The organism is Amycolatopsis sp. NBC_01286 (assembly GCF_035982555.1).
In the GTDB taxonomy this organism is placed as follows: domain Bacteria; phylum Actinomycetota; class Actinomycetes; order Mycobacteriales; family Pseudonocardiaceae; genus Amycolatopsis.
In genome coordinates, this window is sequence record NZ_CP108428.1 from 8,968,556 (window position 1) to 8,993,372 (window position 24,817).

General features: G+C 72.1%; 10 protein-coding genes and 1 pseudogene. 3 read left to right on the forward strand and 8 right to left on the reverse strand.

Translation table 11 applies throughout. The annotated features are described in order from the left end of the window. Positions 1 to 43: 43 nt before the first annotated feature. Complete coding sequence (locus tag OG570_RS41060; protein WP_326954163.1) at positions 44 to 550, reverse strand: type VII secretion system-associated protein; 507 nt, start codon at positions 548 to 550, stop codon at positions 44 to 46. Further along, entirely contained in the window at positions 540 to 12,395 is an 11,856-nt protein-coding gene (locus OG570_RS41065; protein WP_326954164.1) for a hypothetical protein, read from the reverse strand. The genes OG570_RS41060 and OG570_RS41065 overlap by 11 nt, the downstream gene beginning before the upstream one ends. Between OG570_RS41065 and OG570_RS41070 the strand changes: the two genes are divergently transcribed. The 3 genes from OG570_RS41070 (at position 12,396) to OG570_RS41080 (ending at position 17,061) form a co-directional block, all read left to right on the forward strand. Continuing rightward, the gene (locus OG570_RS41070; protein WP_326954165.1) at positions 12,396 to 12,725 is read left to right on the forward strand and encodes a hypothetical protein; all 330 of its coding nucleotides are present in this window, start codon (positions 12,396 to 12,398) and stop codon (positions 12,723 to 12,725) included. It begins immediately after the preceding gene. A 45-nt stretch (positions 12,726 to 12,770) separates the two neighbouring features. Then, complete coding sequence (locus OG570_RS41075) at positions 12,771 to 13,088, forward strand: hypothetical protein (protein ID WP_326954166.1); 318 nt, start codon at positions 12,771 to 12,773, stop codon at positions 13,086 to 13,088. Between the two features lie 3,469 nt (positions 13,089 to 16,557). Then, positions 16,558 to 17,061, forward strand: coding sequence for a hypothetical protein (locus tag OG570_RS41080; protein WP_326954167.1), 504 nt, complete (start codon positions 16,558 to 16,560; stop codon positions 17,059 to 17,061). Here OG570_RS41080 and OG570_RS48485 read toward each other — a convergent pair. The 6 genes and pseudogenes from OG570_RS48485 to OG570_RS41105 form a co-directional block, all read right to left on the reverse strand. Further along, a pseudogene (locus OG570_RS48485) lies at positions 16,968 to 17,306 on the reverse strand (WXG100-like domain-containing protein); the annotation flags it as partial. The gene OG570_RS41080 and the pseudogene OG570_RS48485 overlap by 94 nt on opposite strands. Positions 17,307 to 17,325: 19 nt before the next feature. Continuing rightward, positions 17,326 to 17,697 carry a hypothetical protein gene (locus tag OG570_RS41085; protein WP_326948538.1) on the reverse strand — a complete coding sequence of 124 codons (372 nt, stop codon included), beginning with the start codon at positions 17,695 to 17,697 and terminating at the stop codon, positions 17,326 to 17,328. After that, positions 17,690 to 18,091, reverse strand: coding sequence for a YbaB/EbfC family nucleoid-associated protein (locus OG570_RS41090; RefSeq protein ID WP_247050442.1), 402 nt, complete (start codon positions 18,089 to 18,091; stop codon positions 17,690 to 17,692). Before OG570_RS41090 ends, OG570_RS41085 begins: the two co-directional genes overlap by 8 nt. Before the next feature lie 10 nt (positions 18,092 to 18,101). Continuing rightward, on the reverse strand, positions 18,102 to 21,137 hold the full coding sequence (locus tag OG570_RS41095) for a right-handed parallel beta-helix repeat-containing protein (protein WP_326954168.1): 3,036 nt from the start codon (positions 21,135 to 21,137) through the stop codon (positions 18,102 to 18,104). Between the two features lie 16 nt (positions 21,138 to 21,153). Next, complete coding sequence (locus tag OG570_RS41100; protein WP_326954169.1) at positions 21,154 to 24,558, reverse strand: hypothetical protein; 3,405 nt, start codon at positions 24,556 to 24,558, stop codon at positions 21,154 to 21,156. 13 nt (positions 24,559 to 24,571) lie between these two features. Continuing rightward, the gene (locus OG570_RS41105) at positions 24,572 to 24,814 is read right to left on the reverse strand and encodes a type VII secretion protein EccB (protein ID WP_247050436.1); all 243 of its coding nucleotides are present in this window, start codon (positions 24,812 to 24,814) and stop codon (positions 24,572 to 24,574) included. Positions 24,815 to 24,817: the final 3 nt, after the last annotated feature.

Here is a 24,817-nt window from a genome sequence, read left to right on the forward strand (position 1 = left end):
GGGACACTAGGTCCCTCGATGTGGCATTCACGGACTTCAAGCGTCACGGGCGCGAGGTGAGGTCCTGGACCGTCGCCGCCGGCAGACGGGTGCAGCCGACCGCGCCCGGGTTGAGCAGCAGGTCCGTGCCCGGGCGGTCCGCCAGCAGCGCCGCCAGCTCCGCCGCGTCCACCGCCCGCCAGCCCGCCGTCCGGACCCGGTGGCGGTGGGCCGGCGCCGTCGCGACCAGCAGGCACGGGACGCCGTCGGGCGACGGTGCCGTCAAGGGTGCGCCCGACGCGTCCAACGCGACCGCCGTCTCGACCTGGCGGAACACCGACGCCACCTGGGCGAACTCCGCGTCACCCACGGCCAGCAGCCGCAGGACCGCGTCCAGCGGGTCCGCCGGGCTGTCCGGGCCCGACGGCACGTACTCCGGGTTCGGCTCGAAGTCGCCGATCGAGCCGTCCGCCGCGGCCGGCCAGCCGCCGACCACGTGGGACCGGTCGGGCGCCGACGGCTCCGGGGGCCACGCCGGGTCGACGAGCAGCACCCACTTCTCAGCCGTCATCACGCACCCCTCCCACCGCGGCCGTCAACCGGGCCGATCGTTCCGACGCCGCCTTCTCCTGTTCCTGATAGCGTCGCACGCCCTCCGCGATCCGCCACCGGTAGAGCCACGCGAGGTTCGTGACCCGGAACCGCCGCATCAGCCACAACGCGCGCCGCGTGGGCTCGGGGTCGTCCACCGCGCCACGCACCGCTTCGCGCATGACCCCGATCGGCAGATCCCCCTCGGCCAGCTCCCGGATCACCACCGCGACCGCGCCGGCCCGCGTCTCGACGTCCGGCGACGCCAGGACGGCGTCCATCGCGACCGTCACCAGTCCCGGCCGCAACGCTCCGTGCCGGGCCAGGGCGTCGATGGCGTCCGCGGCGGCGCCGACGTCCAGGCCGCCGGCCACCCGGGCCGCGATCTCCAGCACGTCGTCCCGGCCGACGACGGTGTCGGTGACGCCGTGCAGCTGCAGCAACGCGAACTCCTCGGCCAGCCCGGCCACGGCCGCGGCGTCGGCCGGGCTCAAGGCGCCATCGACTACAAACGGCGCCGCACCCGGCGGAGTCAACGCGATCAGTTCACTTTGGACATCAGCCATCAGCGCGTCCGGAACGACAGGCACAGGCAATCCGTCACGGAGCCGCTCCACAATAGACTCGGCGAGCGTACGAGGGGTGTCCACAATAGAGGTGCTCGGAGCCGAAGGCCGATACACCAAGCCGTCCCGCCACTCACCTTTGCCCACGCCCGGGAAGAAGTCCCGGATGGACGGTCCGACCGGCCGCCACTTCCCGGACACCGGGTCGAACCGCCGGTCGACGACGTGCGTGACCGCAGCGAACTCCGGCGAAGTCGCCACCTGAGCCAGCACCGACGTCCACAGTAGACCGGGATTCTCGTGCGACTCCACGACGTCCGCGACACTGTCCAAACGCAGCACCGGCAGCCCCGACCGGAGCTGCCCGACGATCTCCCCGACCGCCGGGTCGATCCGCAGCCGCGTCGAGGCGAAGGAGATCTCGACGTGCCCGCCGTCGCCGCCACGGATCTTCACCGGCACGCGCGCCAGGACGTCGTGCGCGAGGGCCTCGCCGAGGTGCCCGGCCAAGGCCTTCGCGACTGAACCGGCGCCGGTGCCGGTGATGCTGATGGCGGGCAACGGACCGTCGCCGGTGTCGGCCACGAGCACCGCCCGCGCGAGTTCACGCGCACCCGCGGCCAGGCCGGTGTCCCGGTGCCCGAGATGCCGGTCGACGACCGCGCGGACGACGTCGGGCTGTTCGTGCTGCGCCAGCACCGGCGCGGGGTCGCGCAGCGCGAGGGTCGTCGCGACGGCTTCCCGCACCACCTCGAGAGTCCGGGCGCGATCGGCCAGCGGCACCAGTCCCGAGACGGGCTCCGGACGCGCGTAGTGCCAGTCCTTGCCCAGCGCCTCGGCCAGCTCCTCGACGACCGCCGCGGTGTCGACAGGCTTCCCGAACGTCGTCCAGTGCCCGCCGCGGACGACAGCCGTGAACGCGTCGTCGGTGGCGCCGAACAGCGGCGCCGACGGCTCGTCGTCACCACGGCGGTTGGCGAGCACCGAGTCCGTGGCCGCGTGCACCGGCAGGCCGGAAGCCGCGTGGAAGTCGAAAGCGACCCCACCCGGCCCGGGACGGCGGCCGGCCGCGCACGGGAAGAGCGTCACCGATTCCGGTCGCGCGGAACCAAAGGAAGACGTCACCAGCCTGGCCAGGGTGGCCCCGTCGACGAACACCGCGCGACGCTCGCCGTCGACCTGGGCGAAGACCTTGGCGCGGGTCTCCTCTCCGTGCCCGGTGACGAGGAACGTCTTCCCCCGCGCCAGTTCGTCGGCCCACGGCGCCCGGACCAGCACGCCGCCCTCGCCCGGCCCGCGACCGCGCAACGACGGCTGCGCGCCCGACGCGAACTCGCGCATCTCGTCCGGCGCGGCCTCCACGATGAGGTTCTCGCCGGTGGTCTGCGACAGCCAGGCCTGCACCTTCGCCGCCTCGTCCGGTTCGAGGAAACTGACGCCGCGGACCTCGCCGGACGCGTCCAGCAGCGGCGTCGCGGCAGGCGCGTCGAACTCGACGGTGGTCCCCGGCTGATCGGCCAGTTCACCTCTGAACCGCTCACCGAAGGTCGCGAAGTGCCCGCCGTCGGTCACGGTCGTGAAGCCGCGGGTGGCGCCGGTCGCCTGGCCCAGGGTCGCCGACGGGCGGCCGAACAGCGCCGGCTCGGTCGGCGCGTGCACCTGCAGCGTGCCGCCCAGCTCGGACAACGCCCGCTGGAAGTCGTGGGCGACACCGCCCGGGCCGTCGAGCTTGCCGGTGGCGCACGCGATGAGCGTGATCGACGGCCGCGCGGACCCGGCCGCCTGCGCGAACGGTTTCGACGCGGCGAGGATCTTCGCGAACGACGCGCCGTCGACGCGCACGGTCCGCCCGCCCAGCAGCGTGAGCTTCACCGACTGCGGCCGGCCGTGCGCCATGACGAACAGCGTGCTCGAATCCCACGGCGCGGGGCTCTGCGACGCCCACTCGCCGAACGCGCGTCCGTCGAGGTCCGGCTTCGCGCCGTTCTCCCGGGCGTCACGCAGCAGCGGCGCGGTCCGCTCCGGCGTAGCGCCTTCGGGGAGGGAACCGACCGTGTCGGAGTGGTCGTCCGCCCAGTCGCGTTCGATGTCCGCGGTGTGCTCGGCGGCGGGCAGGAACGACACCGCGACCACCCGGCCGGACCGGTCGGTGACCGGGCGGGCCTCGATCTGGGAGACGTCGAAGTCGTACGGCAGGCCGGTCCCGGTGTCGACGCCGGTCACGGTGTCCTGCGCCAGCACGGCGTCCACAGTAGACGGATCGAACGCGTCGACCTGCCGGTCCAGTTCCCGCTTGGCGTCCCACCACGCCTGCCGGGCCTCATCGGCCCGACGCCGGGCCTCGACGACGTCGTCGAGCGCGGCGTCCCGGTGGGAGATCTGGTCGGCGCGATCGTTGCGGTGCTCGTCGAGCACGGCGGCGAGCCGTTCGGCCCGGTCCTGCGCCGCGCCGCGAGCCCGGGTCAGCTCCGGCTGCGCGGCCCGGATCGCGGCCGCGTCCTCCAGGGCCTTTCCGCGCGTGGCGAGGAGACCCCGCTGCTCGTCAGAGCCGGGTTCGGCGGCCCCGGCCAGGGTGAGCGCCTGGTCGGCGACGTCGTTCAGGCGCGAGATCTCCGCGTTGCCCGCGCGCAGCCGCGCCCCGGCGTCACGCGCGTCGGTCTCCGCCGCGGCCAGCGCGTCCCGCAGGGCCTGGACGGCGTCGGTCGAGGTGTCGACGCCGAGCGCCGGGCCGTCTTCGGCCAATCGACGCGCGCCTTCGCGCTGATCGAGCCAGCGGTCGTCGGCACCACGTTGCGCCTGGTCGACGGCCTCTTCGGCGGTGCGCCACGCCTCGGCGGCGTCCTTCACCGCGTCCTGGGCCCGGCTCAGCGTGTCCGGCAGCTTCGCGTTCAGGAACGCCTCGACGTCGGCGTCGGTCATCCGCACCAGGGCCGACGACGGCACCTTCACCTCGACCGCCGCGGTCCGGCCGCCGCCGAGGTCGGCGACCACGCGGTACTCGACGTCGAAGCCGACCAGCCCGGTGCGGCCCTTCGGCTTGCCGGTCACCGACTGGTCGCCGGCGGACGTCGACGACGTCGGCTCGGTGCTCGCGTCGGGTGAGCGGGTGTCGAGGCCGCCCCACGAGTGCGCGTTCTGCCCGGGGTCGGTGACCCCGCCGCCGCCGAGGTTGTGCTGCTGCTCGGAACTGGCCGAAGTCTTGGCCTCGCCGGTGAAGGTCGCCGTCTCGGTCGCCGAGTGCTCCAGTTTCACGCTGTCGCTCAGCCCGGCGAGCTTCGGGTTGACGACCCGCGCGTAGACCTTGACCGTGCCGTGGCCGTTGCGCAGCACGGCGGCTTCGTGCAGCTCAGGGACGTCGAGCGGGCCCTTGACCAGGTCGGGCAGGTTCGCCTGGAGCATCTCGTTGGTGACGGCGGACGCGAGGGTGGTGTTGCTGATCAGGCCGTCGCGGGCGCCGGCGGTCCGCAGGGCCTGCCGGGCGGCCGCGCGCACCTCGGCGGCGCCGCGCAGGCCCTCGGTCGTCGCCGACGCCGGCAGCGCGCCGTGCCCGCCGTCCTGCCAGGTCTTCAGGTCGGCGTCGGTGAAGGTCTTGACGTTCGTCGCCGCCGCGTTGTGGTCCTTCGGCGCGGCCCCGGTGATGATCTTCTGGTCGTCGGCGGCCGCCCGGACGACGAGGTCGGCGTCCTGCGAGGTGACCGGGAACGTCCTGTCGCCGCGCGTGACGACCAGATCGAACGTCACCTTCGCGCGGTACCGCACCGCGGGCCCGCTCGAGGACGCCGTCTTCGACGTCGTCTTGGTATCGGTGGCGGTCGTCTGGTCGCTCTTGGTGCGGGTCCCGGACACTCCCTTGTAGACACCGTCGTAACCGCTGACCTTCGCGTGGCTGTCGGTGAAGAGGCCGCGTCCGGCGCCGCGGAACTGGCCGCCGTAGGACGAACCGCGGCCCGCGTTCTCCTTGGCCGTCGCGGTCGCGCTGACGGCGTGGTCGATCTCGCTGCCGTCGTGCGCCACGTCCAGGAACTCGGTCTCGGTGACGCGCGCCTTGAGCAGCACCTGGTAGGTGTCGGTGGTGACGACGCCCGGGTCGTGCAGGACGAGCGGCACGCCGCCGTCGAGCGCACCGTCCACAAGGGACGTCACGCTCTCCGGTGACGCCGCGTCCAGCATCCGCTGCAGGTTGTTCATCGAGTCGTCCAAAACGGACTTCGGCAGCAGCCGGTCACCGGTCTTGCCGAGGGTCGCGCGCGCGTCGCGGATGAGTCCGCTGAGGTCCGGCGCGTCCTCGACGACGGCCGCGCCCAGCGCACTCGACGTGCCGCCGACCAGTGCGGGCGCAGTGAGCGTGCCGGGCGCCGGGGTGCGCGGCTCGACCGACGGGAGCAGACCCTGCTCGCGGGCCTGGTCCTCGGTCATCCGGACGAACACCGCGCCCGGCAGCTTGACGTCGGCTCCGGCGCGCGACTTGCCGCCGTTGACCACGCTCTCCTGCCGCGTCTCGGCGACGAGCCGCACGTCGGCGTCGTACTGCACCAGCACGGTCCGGCTGTCGGACGGCGCGCGGCGGACGTGGTCGACGCTCGCGCTCAGCTCGGCCGAGGTGCCCTTCGTGCGGCTCCACGGGCTCCACTTGGCCGAGGTGTACAGCTGACCCTGGCCGTGCGGGTCGCTGCCGTCGGCCCGGATGGTCATGCCGAACTGGGCGTTCGCCTCGACGGCCTGCTTGCGGGACTTCTCGTAGCCCGCCTTGGTGCCGCCGGCGAACGTCGTGTCGCTGCCGCCCGCCTCGGACGTCATGACGAGCTTCGGGTTGCTCAGCTCGACGTTCATCCCGAGCCCGCCGACGCGGTCGGCGACGCGGCGTTCGTAGCGGAACCCGCCCGAGCGCGCGCCCTGACGCAGGAAGCGCGGGAGGCCGGAGCGGAACGTCTGTGGCGAGAACATCCGGTCGATCCGCTTGCGGGCCTCGCCGCCGGGCAGGCCGAGGACGCCGTCGCCGCCCGCGGCGCGGCCGAGCTGCCGGACCGCTTCGTCCCGCAGGGCTTCGGTGTTCGCGACGGCTTCGACGTGCAGGAACTTCGGCGCGGGCGGCCGGTCGGCTCCGAGCAGCACGTCAAGCTTCGGAGCGGTCTCCAGGTCGACGGCCGTGGGTTTGCCGGGCGCGAACCGCGTCGGGTCGGTCTTCGGCGCCGAGCCGTCGCTGACCCAGAGGTCGACCTGGCCGGCGATCTTCGGCAGGCCGTCGCCGGTCTTGGCCACTGTGGACACTCGTGGCGTCTGGCGGAACGGCGATCCGGGCGTCAGCTTCTTCACCCACGGGCGGTGGCGGGTGTGGCTGGTGATCTCGACCTCGAACTCGACGTCGTGCTCGAACACCTGCGCGTCCGGGCTGCCGCCGATCCCGGTTGTCGTCGTCGTAGTGGGGCCGCCGGAGTTCTTCCAGGTCGTGGTGTCGGAGTACTGCACCGGCGTAACGGTCGGGCTGATGCCGAGCGACGTCAGCGGCGTCGTCTTCGGGATCATCATCCGGCCTTCGAGCCCGACGCTCCAGCCCTTCTCGGTCGTCGTGCTGCTGCTCAAGGTCGGCGACGTCGCGGTGCTGCCCTTCACCGACCGGCCGGTGGCCTGACCGAGGTGGCGGCCCGGCGACAGCTTCGCCTTGACCGTGACGCTCAGGTACTCGTCGGTGAACAGGCCGCGCCGCTTGAGCTGCGTCGACACACCCGGCCCGAGCAGATCGTCCATTTTGGACCGCAACGCGGCCGGCGAGAAGTTCGCGGTGATCTTGCGGAGGTTGCCCAGCCGTTCGGCGGTGCCGGCGCCGGAGCCCTTCGAGACGTCGCGCTGGAGCTTGTCGAAGCGCGGCAGGAACTTCGCGAAGCCCGGGCGTTCGCGCAGGGTGTTCTCGATCTGGGCCTGGACCTTCGTCGCCGGGGTGAAGGTGCCCGCGCGGACGTGCCCGGCCGCCGCGGCCGCGGCGAGGTACGGCGGCTCGAACCGCTTCTCCCCCGGCGTGACCTTGTCGCGCGTGCCGTCCGGCACCGGAAGGCCTTGCGCCTTCGCCTCCGGCAGTCCCATCCGGACATACGCGGTGGCCGGCACGGTGACGGTCTCGCCGCTCGACGTCGTCACCGCGAGGTCCACGGTCACCTTGTACAGCCCGATGTCGCCCTTGGCGTTCAGGTTGGTCTTGGTGGTGACGCTCGTGCCGCTCTGCGACGTCTGCGTGACCTTGGCCGACGCGCTCGCGCTGACGCCGGCCACCCCGCCGACGGCGCCGGGGATGTAGGCGCCGCCGCCGAAGATCCCGTTGACGTCGCCGCCGGACTTCGAGGCGGCCGACGTGCTCCCACCGGCGACGGACGAGTCCGTGAGCTTCACCTCGGAGTCGCCGGGCACGGTGCCGAGCAGCTCGACGCCGGTCGGCTTCGCCCGCAGCTCGACCGCCTCGCGGTAGCTGCCGTGCGGGCTGGCCAGGTCGTTCGACACCACGGGCGAGCCGGACAGCGCGGTGCCGAGCACCTGCCGCAGGCCGCCACCGCTGGCGAACTCGCGCAGCGCCGTGCGGCCCGGCGCGCCGAACTTGGTCACCGACGGGTGCAGCTTGCCGCTGACCTGGTCGAAGAACGCCTGCTCGTCGAGGAGCACGGCCTCCGGCGCGAGGAACTCGACACGCTCGGCCCAGTCGTCGCGCGGGGTGGTGTCCTGGTGGTCGTGCGTCTCCAGGCCGGTGAGATCGGTGGGCACCAGGAGCCGGACGCTGCCGTCCACTTCGGACCCGGTCTGCCCGCCGGTCTGGGTGGTGACGGTGATCCGGTACTTGACCGGGACGTCGGCGTTCTTCAGGTCACCGGCCGAGCGGATGACCCGCTGCTCGGTGCTGGTGCTGGTCGAGGTGTGCTCGATGGCGGGCGCCGCGAGCTGCGCCGACGCGCCGACCGAGGCGTAGGGCCCGGCCGGGAACAGCCAGAACACCGACGTTCCGACGCTGCCCGTCGTCGTGTCGGCGTTCGGGTCGCCGTGCGTGGTCTCGTGCTTGTTGGTGACGTCGCCGGTCGCCGGCGTCGCGTCGGTGATCCGGTCCGCGGCGACCGAGGCCAGGTCCGGCTCGGCCTGGACGCGGACCTCGAACCACTTCTCCCCCACCCGCACCATCGACGCCTTGCCCGCGCCGAGGAACGACTCGAAGCCGCCGCCCTTGAGGGAGCCGGTGATGGCGTCGACACCCTCGGGCCGGCCGTCGGCCAGCGGGCTCAGCAACTGCTCGATCCGCGTGCCGACCTCGTCGGCGCCCCGGACGTCGACCGGCGCGAGGGCACCGAGCGCACGGCCGTCGCGGGCGTACTCGGGCAGCCGGGCCCGGAGCGGCCGGGTGTCGGGCGCGTCGTCGACCAGGACGTCGTCGCGGTGCGCCGGGTCCCAGCCGGCGATGAGCCGGTCGAAGAACCCGGCCCGCTGCGGCGCGTGCTGCCGGAGGTGATCCGGGTCCATGAAGTAGTACTTGGCCGTCTCGGCCATGTCCTCGTGGACGTTGGTCGCGCCGTACTTGCTGATCGGGCGTTCGCCGGCGAACGCCGGGTAGCCGTCGGCGTCCCAGTGTCCGGTGTGGACGTTGAACTCGGCCTGGCTTCCCTTCACCTCCTTGAAGATCCGCTCGGCGGCCTTGCCGGACAGCTCGTTCTCGAGCCGGGTGAAGACGTCCGGATGGGCTTCGGCCAGCCGGCTCACGAACTCCGAGCGGCGCGGCGAACGCGTCGCGAAGCCGTCCGGGTCCAGCAAGTGGGACTTGAGGGCGGCCTTGAAGTCGGCGATGTCGTCGCGGATCTTCGGGTCGGCCGGCGGTTCGCCGCCGGGCTCGCGGTGCGGCGAGCCGTCCGGGTTCCAGCTGCCGACGTGCTTGCCGTAGTCGTCGAGGGCGTAGGAGAGCAGGCCGTGGGCGAGTTCGTGGGTGACCGTGCCCTCGATGCCGCGGTGACCGCCGCCGAACTCCCTGTTGATCACGCCCATCGCGTAGAGGTTCACGGTCTCGTGCGAGGCGAGGTACTCGGCGCGGGCCGTCGGCGCGATCTGGCCGCGTTCGACGCCGAACGACACGGCCGCGAAGTGCCGGACCTCCTGCTCGGCGTGCGCGCGGCTCGAGTTCGCCCGGCGCTCGCCGAGGATCGGGGCGTAGTGCTTGAGGGCGTCGTCGATCGCGCGGGTTTCGTTCTCGCTGAAATCGCGCGGCTTGACGCGGGCGAGCACGGCGGGCTTGGCCTGCGGGTTCGTCTCGTGGACGGCGCGGACGCCGTGGGCCGAGTCGCGGTCGGTGCCGTCGGGGCCGGGATCGGCGTCCCCGACCAGCACGGTGCCGTCGTGCACCGCGTCGTCGAACAGCTTCGCCAGTTCCTGGTACTTCTGCTCGTACGGCGTCTTCCCGCCGTCGCGGGCGTCGTTCGAGTAGGCGAACCGGTGCTCGCCGGGGACCCGGACGTGGTCGCCGTGATCGACGGCCAGGCCGGTCAGCTTGTCGTAGCCGTCCTGGACCTCGCCGGTGGTGTCGTTGACGAACTTCGCCTGCGGGCTGTAGGAGGAGAAGTCCGCCTGGTAGTACTGGTGGAACTCGCGGAACAGGTCGCGCACGTCGGACGCGTTCGGCGTGCGGCCGTCCGGTGTCTTCGCCTTGTGGGCGAGCGCCTTGACGAACGTGTGAACGTCCTTTGCGGACACACCCAGGTCGCGGAAGTAGAAGCCGAACGGGTCGGAGTCGACGAACGCCCGCGCGATCTCGAAGTCGCGCTTGGACGCCCACAGTCCTTCGTGGCGGTTCATGTGCTGAACCGCGCCGCGGTGCTCCGGCTCGCGGTCGTGGCTGACCTGGGCGTCGCCGTACTGGTTCTTGGAGTTCACCTTGTCCGCGTCGTGGAACAGGATCGCCTTCGCGATCGCGTCCCGCGACACGAACCGGCCGGCGTCCGGCTGGCCCTGGGTGAGGGCGAGGTACTGGTTGAGCACCATCTGGGCGTGCTCGCCGAAGGTGTTCGGCTTCGTCTGCCCCGGCGCGCGGTCCGGGCGGCCGTCGGCCTGCGGCTTGACGGTCTCGGCGAACTTGCGCGCCAGGGTGCCGCCGGAGTCCACATCGGACACCAGCTGATCGACGATCTTTTTGGCGGACTCCGGTTTCGGGTCCGCCAGCGCGTCCTCGATCGTCGAGGCCAGGTTGCGGCCCGCGGTCTGGTGCCGGGCGAACACGGCCGGGTCGTTCTTCTGGGTGTAGCCGCGGGTGTGCTCGGCCTGCCAGCGACCGAACTCGTTCGCGAACGGCGTGCCGTCGATGCCGTCGTCGGTCAGGTCGGTCTCGCGGGTGTCGAAGTCGGCCTTGATCCGGCGTTCGTCGGTCGCGATGGCCGAGCCGATCTCGGCCTGCGTCGCGAAGTCGGGCAGCCGGTCCATGAAGGCGTCGGCGTCTTCGTGGGTGACGGGGTCGAACCGGGCGTTGTGCAGCAGGTCCGGGTCGCGGACCTCCGGGCCGACGGCGTTCGCGAGGTTCTTCCGGAAGCCTGGGTCGGCGAGCTTGCCCGCGTTCTTGCGGCCGAGTTCCTTGGCGAGGGCGTCGGCGACGTCGTTCTGCTTGGCCTGGAAGTGCGCGCGCAGTGCGTCGGCGTCGAGGCCGGCCAGCGACGTCTTCGTGACCGGGTGCATCGCCTTCGGGACGACCTGGGCCTTGAGCTGCGCGGCGAAGACGTCCGGCGCGATGGTGACGCCCGGCTTGGCGAGCAGCTTCTTGAGGTCGGCGTTCTTGCCGAGGTCGTCGGCGATCCCCTTGGTGAACGCCTCGGCGCGCGGACCGCTGAGGTAGCCGCGTTTGCCCTGCTTGAGGCCGTCGAGCTGGGTGCCCCGAGCGCCCTTGAGCGCGTCGAAGTGCTCGCGGACGGTCTGGTGGACGATCTTCGCGACGTCCGGCCCGAACGTGCCGGTGTCGCCGAGTTCGCTGGTCAGCCGGTCGGTGACGGCCTTGGTGACGACGTCCGCGGCCTTCGCCGCCACCTGCGGGTCGGTGGTCATCGCGGCGCGGATGTTGTCGAGGGTGTCGCGCCGGGCGTCACCCATGGCCTCGGCCAGGACCTGGTTCGGCAGCTTCAGGCTGTCCTTGACCTCGCCGAGAACGGCGTCCTTCAGCTCCTTGGAGCCCACCGGGACGCCGTCGGGAGCGTGCTGCCGGACGGCCGTGTCGATCGCGGCGCCGATCCCGTCGGAGAGCTGCCCGACGGTGGCGCGCCCGGGACCGTGGGTGTTGAGGAAGACGTTCATGTCCTCGGTGCGGCGCGCCTTGCTGTCCGGGCTCGCGTGCCCGGTGACGTCCGGGATGCTGTCGCCGGCCGGGCCGAAGAACAGGTCGGGTGAGTTCTTCCAGGTGTGGTAGTGGTTTCCGAGCGTCCGGGCGAGGCCGCGCAGCGCGGCGGGGTCGTTGCGGAAGTACTTGCGGCCGTCCGGCGTCCAGCTGAACCACGGGTCGTTCTCGCGCCCGAGGGCGGCGGAGTCGAAGTCCGGGCTGATGCCGAGCCGGTGGTAGAGGTCGGCGAGATCCTCCTGCCGGCCCGCGACGTCGGGCATCTGCCGGTCGTGCCCGCCAGGGGTGTACGTGACGAGCGAGCCCTTGAGCGCCTGCTGCTGGAGCGCGTCGAAGTCCTTGCCCCGCAAGCCGAACTGGTTGGTGTCGCCGTTCTGGTCGACGTTCATCGACAGGCTGTTGCCCTGCGACTGCGCCTCGACGGTGGCCTGCGCGCTGACCTTCGTGAACGTGTCGAGCGGCACGAGGAACGACCGCAGGACGGGCTGCATCCCGGGTTTGCGGTTGACGTCGTGCTCGTACTTCGCCGTCCACTGCAGAGCCCGCAGCGGACGTCCACCGCCGACCCAGAAGACTTTCGAGCCCTCCTTACCGTCACCACTGAACGGATGGACGTGGCCGTCGGTGTCCTGATGAACGTCCTTGAACTCCGAGCCACGCGCGGCCGGCGTCAGGATCGCGGTGTAGAGGCGCACGTGGTGCTGCCCCTTGACCGTCTCGATCTCGAACTCACCGCGGTGCACGACCTTGCGGCCTTCTTCTGTGCGCAGCACGGTCGAGCCGGGATAGCTCACATGTGGACGTCCGACGTGGACGTTCTCCTTGGTCCCGAGGTAGGTCGGCTTCCCGTCCACAGTGGTCTGGATGATGTGGACCGGACGACCGGTCTCCGGGCCGTGACTGGTCCAGTTCCCCTGGCTATCAAGCACATGAACCTGAACATCGGCGGCCTCAGCGAGCGCGTCGAGGTTCGTTTCGTTCTTGTTGCCATCGAGAGCGGCAGTGATCCGGGCGTGCTCGTTGGGCGCATTGTCGGACAGACTGGCGGCGACGGCCTCACGGAAGTTGTCGTGCGGCGTGTCCCCGCCGACGAACACGGGATCCATCCCGTGCACGCCGAGAACGGTGTGCTGCGGCGGCGGCAGAACGCGCCGATCGAGCACCTGCCCGGAATGCGGGTCGTCAACGGTCACCGTGTTGACGGTGATGGGCGCCTTTGCCGGACCGTGGTGATTCGACGGCGGCTTCGCGTGCCCTGACGGGGGTTCGGAACGCGGGGTGAACGTGACACCAGGGTCGCCGAGATGATGGTCACGGATCGGCGCGGTGTCCGAGATCTCCTGGATCTTGGCGAGGTTCTGGTCGGTGAGCGTCGAGTCGGTCCAGGCGTCCGGCCCCATCACGCCGGGCTGGTCGTCGCGGCGGAGCAGCAGCCGGTCGTCGTGGTAACCCTCGCCGAGGCCGAGGTAGTGCATGACCTCGTGGGTGAGCCCGGCCTTGGCGTCGTGGACATCCCAGTGCGTCTGATCGGTCGGCCGGGCTCCATCCACTGTGGAGTCGTGAACGTCGACGGGCACGCCGCGGCCGCGGTCGCTCTGCCAGTCGCCGTCGACCGGCCCTAGTGGAGTCCGGACGTCAACGGTGACGTGCAGCTTGTCACCACCGGGAAGTTGATTTCCCTGATTGACGGTGGCGTCGAGGTGCTTTTGGAGGTCTTGCGCGAGCTGGGCGCGGGCTTCGGACGTCACCGAGCCGGAGTTCGAGGTCAGGTCGAGCGGGACGGTGAAGTCCCGGACCCAATCACCGTCCTCGGTCTCGTAACGGCGGACGTCGTAGCGGATCTGGGTGACGGCGCCGTCGAGTTCGCCGTCTTTGAGGCCGTCGCCTTCGAACTGCTGCGAGATGGACTTGGCGGGATCAAACCGCTCGGAGACCAGCCGCGCAGGCGGAGCGACATCCCGACGGCGGGTGTCGGTTGTCTTCTTGGTCTCCGATGTGGACTGTCTGGTATGGACCTTGGGCGGCGCCTGGGGCGGGCTCTGGTGGCTGGTCGGCGCCGGCGTCTTGACGGCATTCTCGGCCCCCGGATCGCTGTTCGCACTGGTGACCGCGGACTGCACGCCATCCTTGGCGGCCGCAACTTCTTCGGACGTGACAAAGCGGGGCACAGAATCAGTCTTGATCGGCGAGGGCGGCACAACCGGGCGGGGCTTAGCCGTGCCGGCACCGCTCTTGCTCGGCCCAGTCTCAAGACCGGCCTTGGCCGACCCGGTCCTGAGGGCCGACGGCGGACCGTCCTTGGCCGAACCGACCCCGAGGGCCGATTGCGGACCGTCCTTGGCCGTCCCGGTCCCGGTCACGATGACCGGCTCGGGAACAGGCTTGGCACTTCCCATCGCCGAGGCCGGGTCGACACCGGTCTTGGCCGATCCTGTCGCCGCGGTGCTGGCGTTCGCCGTTTCAATCCCGGTGACCGGCCGGGCGTCACCCTCGATCGGTCCAGAACCCGTCGTCGACTCGGGCTTGATCGGCCCGGCGGCCACCGTCGGATGTGCATCGGCCTTCACCGGTCCAGGACCGGTTGACGGGTCGGGGCTGCCCTGGGCCGGTCTGGTTCCAGTAGTCGGCTCGGAGCCAGTCTGGGCCGTCCCAGACCCGGGACCGACCTCGGCAGCTCCGGCATCGGGGGTCGGGTGGGCGTTGGCCGCGGAAGCGCCGTCGGTCGCCGGTCCGGTGTTCGGCTGCTGAAGGCTTGGTGTGGGGCCCGGTGTCGGCGAGCCTGTCGCAGCCACCCCGCCGACGCTTCCCACCACCGACGGCGGCGCGGGCGTGGGCGTGGCGGAATGAGCGTCCGGCGGGGTGAGTCCCGGCAGTCCACTTTCGGTGGGGTTCGAGCGCTCATTCGAAGGACCGGGTGCGGGATTGCTGCCCGCGGTGTTGTTCACCCCGGTTCCGGCCGAGCCGGCTCCCGGCGGGTTTGATGTCGTACTGGAAGCGTTGCTCCCCGGGCTGCCCGTGGCGGAGGAGTTCGTGCCGGTGCTCCCGGTACCGGGAGCACCGAAATTCGAGTTGCCGTTCGCGGACGAGTTGGTGCCAGTGCTACTCGTACCCGGAGCACCGAAACGTGAATCATCGGTCGCGGACAGGTTCGTGCCGGTGCCACTCGTACCCAGCCCGGAACCGGGAGCACCGTAGCTCGAGCTGCCCGTGGTCGGCGGGTTCATACCTGCGCTGTTCGCGTCCGGGTCGCTACCGGGAGCGGTGATACCCGAGTTGCCGCTGGTTGCCGGAGTCGTGGCACCGGATCCCGACGGGGTCGCTCCGGTACCGGCGGACGTGCTCGGCCCCGTGGCACCCGGGCCGGTGGCCGTCTGCAGTGCCGTGCTCGACGTGCCGTTCTGGTCTTGCGAGCCACTGCCACCGGTGCTGCCCGGGGCTTCGACAGGCGTCACCGCGCTGGAGCCGTTCGGGCCCAGGCCGGACGGGTTGCTCGTGACCGGGTTCGCCGAACCGTTTGTGCTGGTGCCCGTGTTCTGGCCGGCACCGGTTGCTTGGCCCGTCGAGCTGGTGCCCGTCGCACCGGGACCTTGGCTCGCCGGACTGGTGCCCACGGAGCCGGTGCCCGGCCCCTGGCTCCCGGCCGAACCGACGGCGGGGCCTGGGGAAGGTGCGGTCGCACCCTGCTCGACCGCACCTTCCGCACCCGGGCCGGAACCGCCCGGCGCCGACGGGACGCCCGTGCCGGAGCCCACCACTCCGGTCGAGCCCGGGCCGCCCGTCGAGGTGCCGGAACCGGACGAGCCCACACCCTCGGACGGCCCAGAACCGCCCGCCGCGGCACCGGTACCCGTCGAGCCCGTTCCGGTTCCCACACCCGAACCACTCGTGCCGACGCCGGAACCGGACCCGCCCGCACCCTGCCCGACTCCGGCCGAACCGGACGCACCTGGACCGGAGCCGATCCCACCCGAACCGGCCTGACCCGGGCTGGCGCCGGCCCCACTCGCGCCGGACTGACCAGAACCGGCGCTGGGCCCGCTCGAACCGGACTGACCGAGGCCAGCACCCGCCCCACCAGCACCGAGCTGATCGGAACCTGCGCCGCTCGGACCGGGCTGACCCCAACCCGCGCTAGTCGAACCTGGCTGCCCCGAACCCGCCCCAGCCGTACCGAGCTGACCCGAGCCCACGCCGGTCGAACCTGCCTGACCCGAACCCGCGCCGGTCGAATCTGACTGACCAGCCCCAGAGGCGATCCCAGCCGTGCCGACACCGGCACTTCCGATGCCCTGCGCGCCGTTCCCTGCGCCGGAGCCGCTGGAAGCCGACGGGCCCGGAGCGGAACCCGTCCCGTTCGACCCGGCCGAGCCGGCACCGGAGCCGACAGTTGCACCTGCGCCGCTCGAACCAGCACCTGTTCCGCCCTGACCAGACGTACCGGGTCCGACACCTGCACCCGCGCCCGTCCCGGAATCGGACCCACTCGAACCGGCACCCGCTCCACTCGAACCAGGCCCGCCGGAACCGGCATCGGCTCCCGTGCCGCCCGAAGGAGACGCACCCGTCCCGGCCGAACCAGTCCCCGCTCCGCCGGTACCAGGCGCGCCCGAGTCGGACCCGCCGGTTCCGGTACCCGTCCCTCCAGGAGCGGGGCCACCGGCACCAACCGCACCCAAGCCGTTCCCGGACCCGCCCGAACCAGAGCCGCCCGTCCCGGAACCGGCCCCGCCCGGAGCCGGTCCGCTCGTCCCGGAACCCGCCCCGCTCGAGCCCGGACCACCCGTCCCGGCACCCGCCCCGCCGGAGCCAGGACCAGCCGAACCCGGACCGCCGCTTCCCGAACGGGACCCAGCGCCGGAACCCGAGCCCGGCGCCGGCGGTGCGTCGATCGGCCCGATGTTCTCCTTGTCGAACCCCACGTCTCCGACGTCCTTGGGCCCGGCCCCTTCGGCCCCCGGCCCGCCCCCGGTCAGCTTGTCGTGCAGCGACTCCCCCGCGTGGTGTGCCCCGTGCGTCGCCGCGCCGCTCAAGCCTCCGTTCAGCGCGCCCCAGCCCAAGCTGTCCAGGTCGCCGCCGAAGGCTGCCGCTCCCGTGAGGCCGACCACCACCTCCGTCGCGGCCTCGTTTCCCGCCTCGCCCCAGACGTTCTTCGAGAACTTCGTGCCGAACTTGCCGTCGACCTTGCCGAGACCGTTGCCCGCCACGTGCGCGAACGCGCCGCCGACCGCGCCCAGGGCCGCCGACTGGCCGATCGACTTCCAGTCGAACCCGTGGCGATTGCCCTGCGCGATCTGGATGAACTGCGCCAGCATGTCTTCCGCGACCTCTTCGGCCGCTTCCTGCGCCGCCTCCCGGGCGATGCGGGCCAGCAGGCTCGTCAGACGCCGGACGAGCGTGCGCTGCACCGTCACCACCGCGGTCCGGCCGGCCGCCATGATCTCCGGGACCAGCGGTGCCGTGAACGGGTTCGTCAACGCCCACAACACTTCCGCGGCCGTCACGGCGATCGAGATCAGCATGCCGTACTTGGCGTTCTCGACGTTCAACGCTTGCTCTCGCAGCGACGCCGCCTGCGCCCGCGCGCGCTGGACGTAGTCCGCGCCCAACGTGCTCAGGTTGCGCGAGAAGTCCGAAAAGTTCTGCTGGACGTCGCCACCGACGTTCGCCGTCACGTGCTGCGACAGCTGGTTGAAACCCTGGCCCGCCGCCGCGATGTCGCGCGCGACCTGGTCCCACTCCGCGGCCAGCTCGCGCAGCTTGTCCTCGTCGCCCTGCGGCCAGGCGTCACCCGCGATGATGTAGAAGATCCAGTTCAGGCTGGGATCCACCATCAGGCTCATCGCGAGCAACCTCCCCGGACTACGAAGAAGCCGGCGGCTTCGAGACGTCTTCCTGCAGCTGCAGGAAGTTCTTCTGCAGGTCGCGCGCCATGTCGAACGCGCCCTGGTCGGCTTCGCGGAACGAGCCGGCCATATCGTGGATCGCGTCCGACGTGCCGTCGACGGCCTTCGCCCACAGCCGGACGCCGTCGCGGATCTCCGCCACCGCCTTCATGTGCGTCTGGGCGAAGGCGTTGCCGTTCTTGTCGTGACCCGCCGCCTCGGAGACGCGCCCGGAGCTGCCGAGGGCTTGGATGCGCTGCATCAGCGCCTCCAGTTCGGTCGCCTTCTCGCGGTAGCCGTTGCGGCCCGTGTCGAGCCCGTCGGCGTCCACGAAGAACTGATCAGTCATCCTCGGTCCCTCCTTCGAAACCCGGCACGCGGGCGGCGAACAACGCTTCGACGTCGACCTTCCCGGCCATCAGGTCCCGCGCGGAGAACCCCGGCGGCAGCATCGGCGCGAGCTGTTCGGCCGACGCGTCGATCGCCTGCTGCCGCGCCTGCGCGATGGTCCGGACGATCACTCCGGCCAGCTCGGCCGGCGCCATCCGCTTGTACGCGCTGGTCGGGAACGTCAGCTCGGTGACCTCACCGGTGCGCCCGACGGTCGCGGTCACCTCGCGGCGCGCGGACGTCGCCGTGCCGGTGGCCTCGTCGATCCGTTCCTTCGTCGCGGTGAGGTTCTCGCGCTGCCGCTGGTACGCGCCGAGCGCGTCCTCCAGCATCTTCTCGTAGGGCGATGCCATGACTCCTCCTTCAGCCGACCGAGGCCAGACCCTGTCCGAGCGCCAGGGGTTCGACGTCCGGCGGGCGGACGCCGCGCAGGTCGGCCGCCGCCAGCGTGCGGGACGCGGCCGTGGCCGACAGCGTGCGGGCGAGTTCGTGCGCGGCGTGCACCGTGCGTTCCGACGCCGCCGCCAGCTCGTGCGCCAGCGCGTCACGGACGGCGTCCGGCACTTCGTGACCGCCGCGGACCAGCAGCCGGACGGCGATCTCGCCGAGTTCGTCCACTGTGTACTTCCCCAGCTCCCAGACCGCCGGGAACCGGTCGCGCAGCGACGGCACCAGCCCGGCCAGCGTCCGGACGCGCCGCGGTTCGGCGGTCAGCACGACGACCGGGTCCGCGGGCCGTCGTCCGACCGCTTCCGCCAGTGCTTCAAGGACTTCGTGGCCCGGAGTGTGCACAGTGGACTCCCACTCGCCGTCCAGGTCGAGCACGAGGACACCGCCGCTCGCGTCGTCCAGCGCGGTGCGGACCAGGTGTTCGGCCTGTCCCGGCCAGCGCGGCATCAGGTCTTCCGCGACCGAGCGCCGGACGAGCTGCCCGACGCCGACCAAGCCCAGTTCGGCGAGCCCCCGCGCGTACAGCCGGGCGAACTCCGCCCGGCCCGAGCCACGCTCGCCGCTGAGCACGACGTTGGCTTCCTGGCCGAGCGGCTGACGGCCGTGCTTGAGCCCGCCGAGCCGGACCAGCAGGCGCTCGGCGTGCTCCCGCACGGCCTTCTGGCCGACGAGCTTGCGCAGCCGGTGCACGCTGGTCGCCGCGCCGACGGCGGCGGCCGGATCCGTGCCCACCGACACCGCCGCCTGGGCCGCCGCGGGCAGGTTCGCCAGCTCGGCGTGCAGGTCCTCGGCCGTCAGCCGGTTGAGCTCCGAGTCCTTCGACGGCGGCTGCAGCGCCAGGCGCGACGCCTGGTTGTTCACCATGGCCTCGAACAGCTTCCGCGCGACGCGGCCGTTGCCGAACGTCGAACTCTTCGGCACCCGCTCGAAGTACTCGCGCAACGTCGTCATCGCGTCGTCGGTCAGCTCGTAGTAGTGCTTGCGGGTCAGGCCAGTCGTGATGGTGACCAGCTCGTCGACGCTGTAGTTCGGGAACTCGATGGTCCGGGTGAACCGCGACGCCAGCCCGGGGTTGGACTCGAGGAAGACGTCCATCTGCTCGGAGTAACCCGCGACGATCACGACGAGCGAGTCGCGCTGGTCCTCCATGATCTTCATCAGCGCGTCGATGGCCTCCTGACCGAAGTCCGGCCCGGAGCCGCCGGAGCCCGCCGACAGCGTGTACGCCTCGTCGATGAACAGGACGCCGCCGATGGCCTTCTCGACGACCTCGGTGGTCTTGATCGCCGTCGAGCCGATGTACTGGCCGACGAGGTCCTGCCGCGCGACCTCGACCATGTGCCCCTTGGACAGGATGCCCAGCTCCGCCAGGACCGTGCCGTAGAGGCGCGCGACCGTCGTCTTGCCGGTACCGGGAGGGCCCGCGAAGACGAGGTGCCGGCTCATCGGCGGCATCGGCAGCCCCATCCGCTCCCGCATCTGGGACATCCGGATGAGGTTGATCAGGCCGGTGACCTCCTTCTTCACCCCGGCCAGGCCGACCAGCGACTCCAGCTCGCCGAGCGGGCCGTCGAGCACCTCGCCCGAGGCGTCGCTCGTGCTCGGTTCGACGGTCTCCGCTTGCGGCTCTCGGACGGGTTCGCTCGCCACACCGTCCACTTCGCACTCGGTGAGCGTCACGTTCGCACCGTCGTCGGACGAAACGCCGTTGTGCACGCGGCAGCGCGACGCGGTGAGCGTGGCGCCGGCCTTGACCACGATTTCGTCGGCGATCTCGCAGTCCTGCAGCTCGGCCGTGCCGGTGACCCGGACGCCGCTCCCCCGCACGTGGAGGTCGGTTCCGGTCAGCCAGGACGATTCGGTGACCTCGACGGCGATCTCGCGTCCGGTTTCGACGGATGCGTCGGTGAGGTCCAATCGCGACTGCCCGGAAAGGACGATGCCGTGGCCCGCGAGCCGCAGCCCGGCGATCCGGACCTTCGCGTCGGCGGTGACGAGCACGCCGGTCTGGGTCGCGCCCCGGATCGTCGCGCGCTCGAAGTTCGGCGTCGCTTCGCCGTCGGCCAGGATGATGACGGGTGAGTCCTCGAACGTGCAGTCCACGAAGTGCGGCGACGCGTTACCGGTGACCTGCACGGCGTTGCGTTCCGCGCCGGCGAAGACGCATTCACGCAGCACCGGCGCGGCCGACGCGGCGACGTGCACGGCCTGCATCGGCGCCGACAGGAACCGGGAGTCCACAACGGACACCCGGCCTTCACTGGTCAGGTACAGGTCGACGTTCGCGCTGTCGCGCACGGTCAGGCCGGTGATGGTGGCGCGGCCCTGCTGCTCGACGACCATCGCGGGCTTCTCGGCGCCGGTGATCTCGCACTGCTCGACGACCGCGACGGCCTCGCCGTTCACGCAGACGCCGTTGCCCTTCGGCTGCCGCACCGCGCACCGGCGCAGCACGACGGACCCGACCTCGGCGACGACGACGCCCGACGACGCGGTGCCGGTGATTTCGGTGTCCTCGATGGTGCTCTGCGAGGGCGATGCGACGACGATCCCGGCGCCGGCGGTGCTGGTGACGGCGCAGCCGCGCAGGGCGAGGGACCCCTGGAGGCGCGCGAGGAGCGTCGCCCAGGAGGCGCCGGTGACGCGGCAGCCGTCGAGGGCGGCCTCGCCGCGCACGACGTCGACCGCGACGAGCTTGTCGTCCTGCCCGGTGAGGGTGAAGCCGCGCAGCTGGACGGCCTCGGCGTTGGCCACGAGCACGCTGCCTTCGCGCGCGACGATCTCGACGTCTCCCTCGGCGACCAGCGAGACCATGCGGTCGACGACGAGGTTCTCCTCGTAGCGTCCGGAGTGGACGGTGATCGTGGCGCCGTTCTGAGCCTGCGCCAGCGCGGCGCCGATCGTGGGGTAGGCGCCTTCTCCGCCGACCGTGAGCACCTGTCGGTTCATCAGTTCCGCCTCTCCCTCACACCAGCCCCGGCACGACGCCGAACCGCCCGGCGGCCGCCGTCGCGATCGGTTCGCGGCCGTCCGTCTCGGCCCACACCTCGAGTTCGCGCCGCAGCGACTCGAGCGCCAGTTCGTCGAGCGAGATCCGGTCGGCGGCGACGCGGCCGGTCTCGTCCACCTCGCTCACGGTCAGCTCCCGCAGCAGCACGAGCCCGCGCCGGGTGGCGGCGGGCTCGGTGATCTCGAGGACCTTAAAGCTGGTGCCGGGCACGAAGAGCGCCCGGTTGGCGACGCCCTCGGCGGGCTCCAGCAGCTTCGTCCGCCGGGCGGTGACCGACCAGACGAGGATGTCCGTGTCACCGTCCGAAGTGGACATCGGAGTGGTCATGGCGTGCAGGAAACCCCACTCGGTGAGCACTTTCCGGCTCCGGTAGAGCGCCCACTGCCCGGCGGTCGGACTGGTCGCGAAGCTCGCGGGCCCCCGGTGCGACGGCAGCCGCCCGAGCCCGGCGACCACGCAGCGCGCGATCGGCACGTGCGGCCCGTTGCGCCCGGCCCGCAGCCCGGCGTCGATGGCCGCACCCTTGGCCGAGAGGTAGAGCTGCACGGCAACGGCATCGGTGAGCACATCAGCCGGCGACGCGGCGAGCGCGCCCTGGAAGCCGGGATGCTCGGAGAGGATCCGCGCGGCGGCGTTGGACATCAGGCCGTACTCGGCGCCGAGCGACTTCCGAAGCCACTCACGTTCCTTGTCGACGCCCCGCTTGGGCAGCAGAGCGGTCGCCTCGGCGGCGGGAGTGGGCTGAAGCCGAGCGTGGTTGGTACCGCCGTCCGCGACCTCGAGGGGCGAACCCGCGGACGGCGGGGTCTGGGGAGTGTCCGCTTCCTGGGGGATTTCGCCCGGGGCAGCGGGGGGTGGGGTGGCGGTTCCGGTGGCCGGTCCGCCGAGGAACCCGGCGGGTGGGGTGGCGGTTGCGCCGACCGAGGTGCTGAGAACTCCGGCGGGCGGAACTGCCGGCGGCGGGGTCGCAGGACCACCGGTTGCGGCGGGTCCGCCAGGGACTCCCGCCGGCGGAACCGCGGGAGGCGGGGTCGCAGAGCTGCCCGCTCCAGCGGGCCCGCCAGGAACGCCCATCGGCGGGACCACGGAAGGCTGAGTCGTGGGAAGCGTGGTCGCGGTGGTAGCGGATCCGCCGAGGGCGGCTGCCGGAGACTGTCCAGTGGGAAGATCCGCGGCCGAGCCGCCGAGGACTCCAGCCGGCGGAACCGCGGGCGGCGGCAGGGTCGCGGGGCCACTCGAGACCATGGAACCGGCCGCAGCCTCGCGGAGGCCAGCGGGAGGAACCGCTGGTGGCGGGAGGGGCGCGGGGGCGGTGGCGGCGGGTCGGGCGGCCTCAGGCAGGGCTTCGGGCTGCGGGTCGATCGCAGAGACGGAGTCGGTCGCCGGGCTATCCACACCGGCGGACGGCGGGGTAGTCGGGCCACGAGAAGCGCCAGTCGCGGGACCAGTCACGCCAGCGGGCGGCAGGGTGACCGAGCTTGCCGAGCTGATCGCCGGACCATCCACGCCGACGGGCCGAGTTGCCGAGGGCGGAGTGGCCGGCCCCTCGGGAGCGCGGGTCGCCGGGCCATTCACGCCGATCGGCGGAACCGCCGGCGGCGGGGTTGCTGAGCCACGCGATGTAAACGACTCGGGCTTGGCGGCGGCGGTTGCCGGGGCCTCCATGCCAGCGGGCGACGGGGTGGCCGCACCTGTCGAAGTGACCGCGGGCGGCGGCTGGGTGACCGGGCCGCCGGAAACTGTCGTGGCACCCCTGTCCGCGACAGGAGAGATCGTCGTCGGACCGGCAAAGACCGCCGATGCGTCGGCGGGCGAGGTGATCACTGGGCCGGCCGAAGTGCGCGACGGCGCCTTGACCGCCTCTGTTGCTCGCTCCTCCGCCGCCAGTGCCGGGATCCGAGGCGGTGCTGCCGTCGTGATCGTCACCGGGGTCAGCGAAGCCGCGATCACCGCGCCCGGGTCCAGGCGCTCCGAGATCGTCAACAGCGGGGCCTCCGCCAGGGACGTGCCGCCCACTCGGGCCGGGGCCGCCGCCGGGGGGACTGCGGCCGCAGGGGGCGACGCGGGGGCTTCGATCTCCGCCATCGCGCGTCGCGGGATCGTCACCCGGGCTCGCTCGGCCAGCAGGGCCGCCGCGGGGAGGATGCGGCTGATGCGGCGGGTGTGCTCGTCCAGCCTCGCCAGGACGTCCTCCGCCAGCAGGCGCATGCGCTCCACCGCGTCCGCGCCCTCCTCCGGGACGTCGTACGTCAGGTTGTGCACCGACGTGTCCAGCGTGACCTCGCGCAGCGCCTCGGCCGTCGGGCCGGCTGACGGCGGGCGCAGCAGCAGGCCCGACTGGACGACCTCCAGCACCGCGTCCGGCGAGTACCAGTAGACGGCGGGCTCGATCTCCTTCAAGCCCTCGATCGGCAGGCGGTGGTCCAGCATCCGGGGCGTCGGCTGCTGCGGGACGTACGCCAGCTCGCGGGCGAACGTCGCCCAGCCGAGACCGCCGTCGTAGAGCACCGTCCAGACGTCGAGGTCGTGCGGGGTGCCGATCGGGAGTCCACTGTAGAACCCGACTTCGCGGCCCAGCAGGTCGGCGAGCGACTGGCCGAGCGTCGTGCCGGACGGCACCGACATCGGGCCGTACTGGACGAAACGGGCCTTGTGGCGCACCGGTTCCGGCAGGCGCATCCACAGGCGGGCCGCGTCGTCCATCGTCAGGGGCGGGCAGCCCGGGCAGCCCAGCACGATCGTCATCGTGTCCGGCAGCGCCGGCAGCCCGCGGATCAACGCCGAACGGTGGTAGCCGAGCTGGCGGTCGAAGCCCACCGGGCGGATCCAGAGGCCGCCCGGCAGCGGCTCGGCCACGCCGCGGGAGCTCGTCGACGTCAGTTCGGCCGTGACGCCCGAGTCCCAGGACGGACGCGGGAAGCGCTTCGCCTCCCACTTCGGCGGCCGGCCGGGCTGGAAGCGGACCCAGCCGCTGCCGCGTCCACTGTGGACGAACAGCGCGCCGCCCGCGCTCGGGATGACCGAACCGTCCGGGGCCAGCACCGGACGGCCGATCCGCTCGGCCAGCCACTGCCCGGCCAGCGCCGACGTCTCCCGCGAGCGCCCGCCGATGACGAGACGCACTCCACGACGACGCCGCGGCAGCGCCTTCGCCACCGATTCCCACAGGGAGATCGGCGAGTCCACCGGCAGGTCGACGACGACGAGGTCGTGCTCGGAGTCGGCGGCGACGCCCAGCGCGAGCGCCTGCGCCTCCTCCGTCATCCCGGCGGCGGGGTGGACGACCAGGGCGTTGCCGACCGTCTGCCGGTTCAGGTCGGTTTCCGGGCCGCCGCGGCGGCGCACCAGCGAGAGATCCATGGTGACGCTCCTTTCAGGCTCGGCGGACCGGGGGCGGCGTCGCCTGGACGGCGTGCCCGGTGTGGTGGGCGATCAGGCCGAACACGAAGAACCCCAGCACGATCAGCACCGCCAGCGCGGCGCCGACCAGCAGGCCGGTCCAGGTGCGCTTGGCGGGCACGTCGAGGTGGCTCGCGTCGCCGAGCACGAGGGCCGAGGTCATCCGCCCGATGAGGAACGAATACGCCTCGACGTGGTCCTTTTGCGTCTGCACCATGGT

Bases quoted from the DNA above. Each gene is read 5' to 3' on its own strand.
- OG570_RS41060 (WP_326954163.1), bottom strand. From the start codon at position 550: ATGACGGCTGAGAAGTGGGTGCTGCTCGTCGACCCGGCGTGGCCCCCG.
- OG570_RS41070 (WP_326954165.1), top strand. From the start codon at position 12,396: ATGAACCTGAACATCGGCGGCCTCAGCGAGCGCGTCGAGGTTCGTTTC.
- OG570_RS41075 (WP_326954166.1), top strand. From the start codon at position 12,771: ATGATGGTCACGGATCGGCGCGGTGTCCGAGATCTCCTGGATCTTGGC.
- OG570_RS41085 (WP_326948538.1), bottom strand. From the start codon at position 17,697: ATGACTGATCAGTTCTTCGTGGACGCCGACGGGCTCGACACGGGCCGC.
- OG570_RS41090 (WP_247050442.1), bottom strand. From the start codon at position 18,091: ATGGCATCGCCCTACGAGAAGATGCTGGAGGACGCGCTCGGCGCGTAC.
- OG570_RS41095 (WP_326954168.1), bottom strand. From the start codon at position 21,137: ATGAACCGACAGGTGCTCACGGTCGGCGGAGAAGGCGCCTACCCCACG.
- OG570_RS41100 (WP_326954169.1), bottom strand. From the start codon at position 24,558: ATGGATCTCTCGCTGGTGCGCCGCCGCGGCGGCCCGGAAACCGACCTG.
- OG570_RS41105 (WP_247050436.1), bottom strand. From the start codon at position 24,814: ATGGTGCAGACGCAAAAGGACCACGTCGAGGCGTATTCGTTCCTCATC.